Origin of the sequence: uncultured Chryseobacterium sp. (assembly GCF_913776365.1) — a bacterium.
Classification (GTDB): domain Bacteria; phylum Bacteroidota; class Bacteroidia; order Flavobacteriales; family Weeksellaceae; genus Chryseobacterium.
Genome location: NZ_CAJYMO010000357.1, coordinates 1 through 9,458, shown reverse-complemented (window position 1 = coordinate 9,458; position 9,458 = coordinate 1). Strand labels below are relative to the sequence as shown.

General features: G+C 45.0%; 9 protein-coding genes. 6 read left to right on the top strand and 3 right to left on the bottom strand.

Translation table 11 applies throughout. From position 1 onward, the window contains the following. Both QZ735_RS19100 and QZ735_RS19095 read right to left on the bottom strand, forming a co-directional pair. Positions 1 to 597 (bottom strand): aminotransferase class III-fold pyridoxal phosphate-dependent enzyme (locus tag QZ735_RS19100; protein WP_294252093.1); only part of this gene is annotated, 597 nt, incomplete at its 3' end. A 107-nt stretch (positions 598 to 704) separates the two neighbouring features. Next, a complete protein-coding gene (locus QZ735_RS19095) occupies positions 705 to 2,255 on the bottom strand; it encodes an aldehyde dehydrogenase family protein (protein ID WP_294252090.1) in 1,551 nt (516 codons plus the stop codon). A 141-nt stretch (positions 2,256 to 2,396) separates the two neighbouring features. On the opposite strand from QZ735_RS19095, the gene QZ735_RS19090 reads away from it, so the two are divergent. The 6 genes from QZ735_RS19090 (at position 2,397) to QZ735_RS19065 (ending at position 6,093) form a co-directional block, all read left to right on the top strand. Beyond that, entirely contained in the window at positions 2,397 to 2,594 is a 198-nt protein-coding gene (locus QZ735_RS19090) for a hypothetical protein (RefSeq protein WP_294252088.1), read from the top strand. Between the two features lie 189 nt (positions 2,595 to 2,783). Beyond that, positions 2,784 to 3,185 (top strand): hypothetical protein, encoded by a 402-nt coding sequence (locus tag QZ735_RS19085; protein WP_294252086.1) that lies wholly within the window; start codon positions 2,784 to 2,786, stop codon positions 3,183 to 3,185. 69 nt (positions 3,186 to 3,254) lie between these two features. Beyond that, on the top strand, positions 3,255 to 3,701 hold the full coding sequence (locus QZ735_RS19080) for a thioredoxin family protein (RefSeq protein ID WP_294252084.1): 447 nt from the start codon (positions 3,255 to 3,257) through the stop codon (positions 3,699 to 3,701). Between the two features lie 2 nt (positions 3,702 to 3,703). Then, on the top strand, positions 3,704 to 4,630 hold the full coding sequence (locus QZ735_RS19075) for an FAD:protein FMN transferase (RefSeq protein WP_294252081.1): 927 nt from the start codon (positions 3,704 to 3,706) through the stop codon (positions 4,628 to 4,630). 68 nt (positions 4,631 to 4,698) lie between these two features. Continuing rightward, positions 4,699 to 4,890: a DUF4266 domain-containing protein gene (locus tag QZ735_RS19070; RefSeq protein WP_294252096.1), complete on the top strand. Its 192-nt coding sequence runs from the start codon at positions 4,699 to 4,701 to the stop codon at positions 4,888 to 4,890. Positions 4,891 to 4,923: 33 nt separating this feature from the next. Next, positions 4,924 to 6,093 (top strand): DUF3570 domain-containing protein, encoded by a 1,170-nt coding sequence (locus QZ735_RS19065; RefSeq protein WP_294252079.1) that lies wholly within the window; start codon positions 4,924 to 4,926, stop codon positions 6,091 to 6,093. A gap of 396 nt (positions 6,094 to 6,489) precedes the next feature. Here QZ735_RS19065 and ccsA read toward each other — a convergent pair. Beyond that, positions 6,490 to 9,458, bottom strand: a 2,969-nt coding sequence (gene ccsA, locus QZ735_RS19060; protein WP_294252077.1) for a cytochrome c biogenesis protein, incomplete at its 5' end; no start/stop codon positions are given.

Here is a 9,458-nt window from a genome sequence, read left to right as displayed (position 1 = left end):
GTTTTCATCGGTCGTCGGGAAAGTCAGTTTCGGATTCAGGATCCGCGGCCAGTCAAACATTGGGAAATACTGGTATTTTCTGGGATCTGTGGTATTGGTAAGGCTCAGGGTATACCCGCTTCTTCCGTGGAATGCCTGTCTGAAGTGAATACAGATTCCGGCCTCAATGTCGAGTCCTTTTTCAAAATTCTTCCGTGTCTTCCAGTCGAAGCAGGCTTTCATTGCATTTTCTACGGCAAGGGCCCCGCCTTCAATGAAGAATGCGTACTGGAGTTCCTCCGGGATCACTACCCTTTCAAAAACTTCCAGGAAATGCGCGTATTCTTCGGAATAAACATCGGCCAGAGTGGGTTTGTTCACGGCCATCCTGCCCAGCCACTCCGAATGCTCCATCAGATACGGGTGGTTATACCCTATTGATGCTGATGCAAACATGGAGAACATATCGAGATATTCCCGGTCTGTCAGTTTATCATAAAGCCATGAACCATGGGATTTCTCGATATCCATTACGAAATCAAAACCATCTGCAAGCACATGCCGGCCAACGGTTTCCTTTACTTTACTGGCTTGCCTATCAATTGTTGTCTGTTCCATTTTTCTCATAAATTTTGCGATTTGGCAGCAGGCCCGGAGTCTGCAGAGATTATCTGAGGAGCCGGGTTTCTGCCAGATCATTGTTTTTTCACTTACTAAATACTTTCTTACAAATCAAATTTAATTCCCTGGGCCAGTGGAAGGCTGTCGGTATAGTTGATGGTATTGGTCTGTCTTCTCATATAATACTTCCAGACATCGGAACCCGATTCACGGCCGCCGCCGGTTTCCTTTTCACCTCCGAAAGCACCTCCGATTTCCGCGCCTGAAGTTCCGATGTTCACATTGGCGATTCCGCAGTCTGATCCTGCATGGGAAAGGAAAAGCTCGGCTTCCCTCAGGTTCTGGGTCATGATGGCGGAAGACAGTCCCTGTGGCACATCATTCTGCAGGGCAATGGCTTCTTCAAGCGTAGTGTATTTGATCAGGTATAAAATCGGCGCAAAGGTTTCATGCTGCACGATCCCATAGGAGTTCTCCACTTCGGCAATGCACGGTTTTACATAGCATCCGGATTCATAGCCCTCGCCCTGCAGAACCTCACCTTCCGTAACGAAATTTCCGCCTTCTTCTTTACATTTTGCAATGGAGGCTTCATACTGGCGCACGGCATCCTTATCAATCAGCGGCCCTACATGATTGGATTCATCCAGCGGATTCCCGATCTTAAGCTGCCCGTAAGCACTGACCAGCCTGTTTTTCACTTCTTCGTAAACCTCTTCATGGATAATCAGCCTGCGGGTAGAAGTACACCGCTGCCCGGCTGTACCCACTGCTCCGAAAACCGCTCCGATAACGGCCATATCAATATCCGCCTCTTTGGAAATGATGATCGCGTTGTTTCCTCCCAGCTCCAGGATAGATTTCCCGAAACGTTCCGCCACTTTAGAAGAAACCATCCGGCCTACTCTTGTAGAACCGGTGAATGATACCAGTGCTATTTTCTTATCGTCTACCAGCTGCTGCCCGATTTCATGGTCTGCTACCAGCACACTGGAGATCCCTTCGGGAAGATCGTTTTCTCTCAGTACTTCATTCATGATATTCTGGCAGGCAATGGCGCAGAGCGGAGTTTTCTCGGACGGCTTCCATATCGTAACATTTCCGCAGATCCATGCCAGTGCCGTATTCCACGACCAAACGGCTACCGGAAAATTAAAAGCGGTAATGATTCCTACAATTCCCAGCGGATGGTATTGCTCGTACATCCTGTGTCCCGGTCTTTCGGAATGCATGGTATACCCGTGCAGCTGCCTGGATACGCCAACGGCAAAGTCGCAGATATCGATCATTTCCTGGACTTCTCCCAGTCCTTCCTGAAGTGATTTTCCCATTTCGTAGGAAACCAGCTTTCCGAGATCGTCTTTATATTGTCTTAATTTCTGCCCGAGCTGCCTTACGATTTCCCCTCTCTTAGGCGCCGGAATGAGCCGGAATTCTTTAAAGGCTTTTTCAGCTGTTTCCATCACGCGCCGGTAATCTTCATTTCCGGAAGTTTGTACTTTGGCAATGAGCTTTCCGTTTACCGGCGAATAACTTTCCAGGATCTTCCCGGAGGCAAAATAGTCCCCACCCGTTGAAGTTCCCTTATTTTCATCTTTAATCCCCAGGTTTTTCAGGCTTTCTTCAATCCCAAAATCATTTTCTTTTTTAGACATAAAAATTCTGCTTTTCGTTTTCCCTAAAGTTAAAAATATTACGCGAACTGCAAAATTTTAATTTTTTTAACGTATTTCTTATTTGGAATCATTCCAAACATGCTATCTTTGTAAGGCAATCAAATCATTTGAATTTCTGACATGGAAGAAAACAAAACGGTACAGGAACCTGCAGAGGAAAAGAAAAGCTCCCGGTGGAAAAGCATGGTCAAAAAATTCGGGATCGGAGGAATTATATTTTTTACCGTGAAGGGAATCATTACTTCTACCCTGATTTACTTTCTGGGGAAAAACTTCTGGACCGTGATCAGCAATTATTTTACAACGATGTTTGATTAAGAACCTCAATTATAGAAACAGAGCAGGATAACTTCCTGCTTTTTATATGGCTTATCCGTTATTCCTGCAATATAACATCCGGAATCCCGTTATCATTAAAAATGTTGTGTATACTCGCTGAATCGAAACTTTATAAAATCAATGATATTTAAAATCATTCTTAACGAAACATTTTATATTTTTGGGTAAGTGAAAAAATTGATTTCCATATTCTTTCTGTTGTTGTATTTGGTTGTTACGACTGAATTGTACCAGCTTATAAAGATTCCCGAACTTATCGGGCATTATATCGAACATAAGAAACTGAATCCGGAAATGACGGTTACTGCATTTGTAAAGAACCATTATGACCATCCGGTGAAAGACCGTGATTACAGTCAGGATCAGAAACTTCCTTTTATTGTCCATTCAGTTCCGCTTGTCCTGGTTTTTACGCTTGCCCAGAGACTCATTATAGGACTGCCGCAGGATATTTTCATACTACCGGTTTTGCATAAAATTCCTTCCAAAGATATTGATCTGTGTTACGAAGGTTTCCGCAGCTCTGCCTGGCAGCCTCCGAGATTACAGGGATCACTGATTGCTGCATAATCTGATCAGATTCAGATTTCTGTCAGGTTATTTTTTTCAGATAAATAACACACTCAATTCCATTTAAAAATGAAAACACTTTTTTCAGCCATACTGATGGTTGTATTCGCTGTTGGCATCCAGGCCCAGGGCCGCCTGGAAACGGCCCGGAGAACGGCTTCAGAAAATAAAGCGCTTATCCTGCTTAATTTTTCCGGCTCAGACTGGTGCATCCCGTGCATCAGGCTTCATAAGAACATTATAGAGAACGATGAATTCAGGAAACTGGAAACCGAAAATATCATTACGTATATCAATGCAGATTTTCCCAGAAATAAAAAGAACCAGCTCTCTCAGGAACTGAAAAAGGAAAATTCCATCCTTGCCGATCAGTACAATCCAAAAGGAATGTTTCCGTATACTGTTCTTCTTGACGCTGATGGAAAGATCCTGAAAAGCTGGGAAGGCCTTCCTACGGAAGATGCGGCTGCATTCAGCAGGGAAATCAGAGCGATAAAAGACAGCCGGAAGCCTTGAGGATGCTGAAAGAATTCAGAAGGCCGGAAAGGCTGATGGGAAATGCTTTTGAGCTTACCGTGGTCAGCGATGATGAAAATTCAGCAAAAGCTCATCTTGAGTCCGCCATCGGTGAAATCCGGAGAATTGAAACACTTTTGACCACCTTCAGTGACGAAAGCGAGACCAGCCTTATTAATAAGTATGCAGGAGTACAACCTGTGCGTGTAGGCCGGGAAATTTTCGGACTGATTGAAAGAAGCCTTAAAATCAGCCGTATTACGGACGGTTATTTTGATATTTCCTATGGCGGAATTGATAAACGTTTCTGGAATTTCGACCGAGAGATGACTATGCTGCCGGATCCAAAAACGGTCAGGGAGCACCTGAAGCTCGTAAATTATCAGAATATCATCCTTAACCCGACTGACCAGACCGTTTTTCTTACAAAGGAAGGCATGCGGATCGGCTTCGGGGGAATCGGTAAAGGATATGCGGCGGAAATGGCAAAGCAGGTACTTCGCAATCGCGGTGTAGGCTCCGGAATTGTAAATGCTTCGGGCGACCTTACCACATGGGGAACACAGGCCAACGGCAAAGCATGGACCATAGGTATTGCCGATCCGGATAATTCCCGGCAGCCTTTTTCCTTTATGAATATTACCGATATGGCAGTGGCCACCTCAGGAAATTATGAGAAATTTATTACCGTCAATAGCAAAAGATATTCGCACACCATCAATCCCAAAACGGGAATGCCGGTTTCCGGTGTAAAGAGCGTAACGGTTTTCTGTCCCAATGCAGAGATTGCCGATGCAATGGCAACTCCCGTAAGCATTATGGGTATTGAGGCTGCACTGAATATGGTAAATCAGATCAACCATCTGGAATGCATCATCATTGATGAAGATAACCGGATCTATTCCTCCAAAAATATCAATTTAAAGTAATCTTCGGTTGATTAATCTAAAAATTAAAAAAAATGAAAAATATTATAAAAACAGCAGTTGTATTCTTCATGTTCCTCCTGTTGGGCATATTGCAGTCCTGTATAACCGTAAAGGAATATGAAAAAAATAAACTTAACGATGCCGAAATGGCGCTGGGAAACAGGACGATCGAGAAAACGGAACTGAGCTTCCAATCCTACCGGGAAGGTTCTTCAGGTGCCAATGCGGGAAAAGTGGGTGGCGGCTGCGGCTGTAATTAAAGGATAACAGGACAATTCAATTCAGATTTAACAATGAAAAAAATCATCATAAGCATTGCGGCACTTTTCGGAATTCTTCATGTTGAAGGACAGGAAAAAAGAGACAGCGCCCAGTCAAAGAAACTAACGCTCGACGAGATCAATCTGGTATCCAGTTATTACAGCCAGGATGGAAACAATTCTGCAGTAACCGGCGGAACAGGAACTGAAAAATTATCCGACCTTTCCAATACCATTGAGGTGACCGTACTGAAGTACGACACAAAAGGCAGGAAAAACAGATTCGGACTGAGTGCCGGAATAGACCACTATACTTCTGCCTCTTCCGATATGATTGACCTGAAAGCCAATTCTTCCGCATCCCATTCTGACAACCGGATTTATCCTGCCCTGAGCTGGAGCCGTGAAAATGCGGATAAAGGAACTACAATTATGGCTGGCATTTCTACTTCTTTTGAATACGACTATCAATCATACAGTGCAAATATCGGGTTTTCCCAGAAAACAAAAAACAGGATGGGCGAATTTACCGCCAAATTCCAGGCCTATATGGATCAGGTGAAGCTGATTGCCCCTATTGAGCTCAGAACGGCCGACAATGGCGGTACAAGCGGAAGGAATACGTATGCGCTCTCTCTGGCTTATTCGCAGATTATCAATCAGAATTTCCAGGTGGAGCTGCTGGCAGACGGTGTGCAGCAGACGGGCTACCTGAGCCTGCCGTTCCACAGGGTTTATTTCAATGACCAGTCGGTACATCAGGAAGCTCTGCCGGATAAACGCTTTAAAATTCCGCTGGGAGTCAGGGCCAATTATTTCTTAGGAGACAAGATTATCCTGAGAGCCTATTACCGGTATTATACTGATACCTGGGGACTGAAGTCAAATACATTCAGCCTCGAAACCCCCGTTAAGATTTCACCTTTTGTTTCGGTCAGTCCTTTTTACAGGTACTATGAACAGAAAGCAGCCCGGTACTTCGCCCCGTACCAGCAGCATACGGCATTTGATGATTTCTATACCAGCAATTATGACCTGTCCGGCTTTAACAGTCATTTTTACGGAGCAGGAATAAGGATTACACCTAAAGAAGGGTTGTTCGGGATTTCCAGGCTTACCATGGCGGAGATCAGGTACGGTCATTATACTAAATCCATTGGAATGAAATCGGATATTATTTCATTGAACATAAGGTTTAAATAAATCATCCGGTTGCCTTATTTGTGCTCTTCTTACATGAACCCGAAGAATTGACCATATTACCATGCTGGAAGAAAGAGGCCGGATGCCTGAATGACAGTCAGCAGTATTTTGTAAAAAATGAAGACATGATCTTCTGTAGAAGTTACTCCTGTACATAAATCTGATGAGTTCCGTAAAGGATTTGAAACCCGATCAAAGTATCAGATTCAAATTTATCAAAGCGGACAGGCCTCGCCTGTTAGGACATTAATTCAGTTGGATAACAGCATAAAATAAAATGCTTTGCAGTCATCTGCCGAAAAAACAAGATGACTGTATGATCTTGTAAGATCAATACCTATAAAAAATCCCGGAAAAGCTTTCCGGGATTTTTTAATTTTTACAGGTTTGTCTGATCTATTTTCTGGTCAGGACCCTGAATTTCACATAGGATGCAACAGCCAGGGCAAGCATCGTGGCAAGGCCGATATACACCCAGGCCGGAACCGGAACCGGATCTCCTGCCGCATAGGAGTGAAGTCCGCTGAGGTAATAGTTCACCCCAAAATAGGTCATTACCATGGAACAGAAGGCAAACATGGTCGCCACGTGAAAGGCCCATCTGCTTCTGAGTCCGGGAACCAGCCTCATGTGAAGAACGAATGCATAGACCATAATGGAGATAAACGCCCAGGTTTCCTTCGGATCCCAGCTCCAGTATCTTCCCCAGGATTCATTGGCCCAGATCCCGCCCAGGAAATTCCCTACGGTTAAGGCAAACAATCCAATGGTTAAAGACATTTCAGAAACGATTACCAGCTCCTTCAGTGTTGTGTCATGGTGAATTTTATATCTTTCTTGATCTGAAATAATATAAAAGATCAGACTGATCACCGCAATGATCATTGACAGGGCAAAGAAGCCGTAACTGGATACGATAATGGCGACGTGAACAATCAGCCAGTAGGATTTCAGTACCGGAACAAGCGGCGTGATCTGCGGATCAAGCGCTGAACCTCCATGCGCAAAACCCATCATGATGACCGCTACCATGAAACCGGCAGCCGGAATCAGTGCATTGGAATGGTTCCTGGCGCCCAGTAATCTCGCCGCTAAAGATAGTGTATGAGCCAGATTGATATTTCTGTTTTTCCCGAAACCGAAGTAAAACATAAGGCCTGCCGTGATTCCTATCCAGGAAATAAAGATGATCGCTTCATAACCATTGCTCCAAGGTGCGTGGCCGGAAATATACCATCGAGCGATCAGTCCGAAGAAGTGGCAGATGTAGCCGATAACGCCCAGGTAAATCAGTACCCTGATTGTTGTATTCAGTGCTTTTTTCGGTCTGAACAGTTCCACGAAACCTAAGATCAGCAGCAGTCCTCCGATCAGGGTATAGAAGATCAGGAGTTTGAAATTGATGTTGATTTCATTCATGAAAACCTCAATGTTTACTTTGGATTCAGACGGGACTACTGCTTTCCCCCATTTCTGCTGGTACCGGGAAAGTCCGGCCAGCGCCTGGTCTGCCTTGGTCCAGTTGCCGCTTTTCTGTGCCTGTAGGACTTCTGCAAAGTAAGGCCCCATCACCTGCTGGGATTCCATGTCCGGCTCCATTTTCTGGTCAAGCCATGAATTCCAGGTATGGTTGGCATCATTTTTCACCGGTACGATCCTCATGAACTGCCCGCTGAAAAATCCGTTGAAAATCTGCACCCTCTCGTTTACGGCAATTACTTCTTTATCGTAATTGGTCTGTTCAGCCGGCTTTTTACGGAAAGCGGTATTGTAGTCATTTTCCAGGATGTAAGAGAGATTTCCGTTGGCATCAGCCGGGAAAAGATTCATCAGTGAAGTATATCCATCCTCGTCGGCATTGGTTTTTTTCATCAGCTCATCACCGCCTTTTGTTCCCACTTTGATCATCGGAACCATTGTCCAGCTTGGCGTGTCGGTATTTACAGACAGGAACCATTGATTGGCCGTAAGCGACTCTCCGTTCGTTCCCTTGAACTCGTCTTTTTTATACAGTTTTCTCAGGACATCCAACGCTTCGGTATTGATCGGTACAATCCTTCCCTCAATATTCTGTACCAGAAGATATCCGAATTTGTCGGCATGTTCCTTACTGATTTTATTACGGGCAATGATCTCATCGGCAGAAATCCTTTTCATACGGGTCAGCGGAGCTGCCAGTGAGTTCTGCTGAACCGGGGCTGTTTCCGGGGCTGCCGTATGATTGTGCGGCTCACCCTCTGTATGAACGTGCGTACCGCTTCCGTCATCTGTTCCGTGGGTTTCAATTTTCTGCGCATTCAGCCCAAGACTCAGGAACAGCAGGACCAGCATCGCTGCTCTCTTTTTATTGATCTCTTTCAGCATCGTGTTCAGTTTCCAGAAATGGGTGCCTTTCCAGAAGAAAGTAAAGAAAAGTCCTCCGAACAGGAAAGCATATCCGATATAGGAGATCAGGGTTCCCCAGTAATCGTGGTTTACGGATAGTACGGTTCCCATTCTGTCCGGATCAAAGCTGGACTGGAAAAACCGGTATCCTTTGTGATTCAGAACGTGGTTCATATAAATTTTAAAAGGCGTTTCCTTACCTTCATCCACAATTTTGATGTGGCTTTCGTAAGCACTTGGCGATGAACTGCCCGGATAGGTTTCCATCACGAAATCATCCAGCTTCAGCGCGAAAGGCGTATTGTAAATTTTAGGTCCGAAGCCTACCATGATGTTCAGTCCGTCCATGGTAACCTGCTTATAGGCATTCGGATTTCCCTTTTCCACTGACAGGTCTACCAGCTGTTTTGTTTTAGGGCCCTGGATTTCTACTGTCAATACATCCGGAACATTCTGGTCTTTTTTACGGTCGCCCTCAATAGCCATCAGCCTTCCTTTTTTCAGTCCTTCCGGCACAACCAGCTTTAGTTCGTTGATGCTGTAGAGGCTTCTCAGGGCCAAAGGCTGGAATTCATTCTTTGCCGTATTCCCTGTAGCCTGGGTGGCCATGGTCATATAGGTAGCGTCTACCGGCGTTTTGATGAACAGTTTGCCGCCTTCGTTTTTAAATTCCACGGCGCCTTCAATCGCTCTGTTGAAAGTAACCAGGGTTCCATTGATGGATTTCGTTTCTCCCGGCTTGATGTAGATGTTCTGCCTTCCGGTCTGCCCGGTAGAAACCAGGTGAAGGTATTCTGCGCCGTTGGGCTCTGCTACCAGGCTGTCTTTTTTTCTCTGCACATAGTCTATGGCCTGCACTTTAAGCTGTTTTCCCCGGAATTCATAGGTTGCGGAAAAATCTTTGTGTAGCGGAGACATCAGGTATGGGATGTCCTGATAATTGAGCACATCGCCTTTTTCCTCGATCTGCACCTTGAAAA

Coding starts and splice junctions, on each gene's coding strand:
- QZ735_RS19090 (WP_294252088.1), top strand. CDS start 2,397: ATGGAAGAAAACAAAACGGTACAGGAACCTGCAGAGGAAAAGAAAAGC.
- QZ735_RS19095 (WP_294252090.1), bottom strand. CDS start 2,255: ATGTCTAAAAAAGAAAATGATTTTGGGATTGAAGAAAGCCTGAAAAAC.
- QZ735_RS19070 (WP_294252096.1), top strand. CDS start 4,699: ATGTTCCTCCTGTTGGGCATATTGCAGTCCTGTATAACCGTAAAGGAA.
- QZ735_RS19065 (WP_294252079.1), top strand. CDS start 4,924: ATGAAAAAAATCATCATAAGCATTGCGGCACTTTTCGGAATTCTTCAT.
- QZ735_RS19080 (WP_294252084.1), top strand. CDS start 3,255: ATGAAAACACTTTTTTCAGCCATACTGATGGTTGTATTCGCTGTTGGC.
- QZ735_RS19075 (WP_294252081.1), top strand. CDS start 3,704: ATGCTGAAAGAATTCAGAAGGCCGGAAAGGCTGATGGGAAATGCTTTT.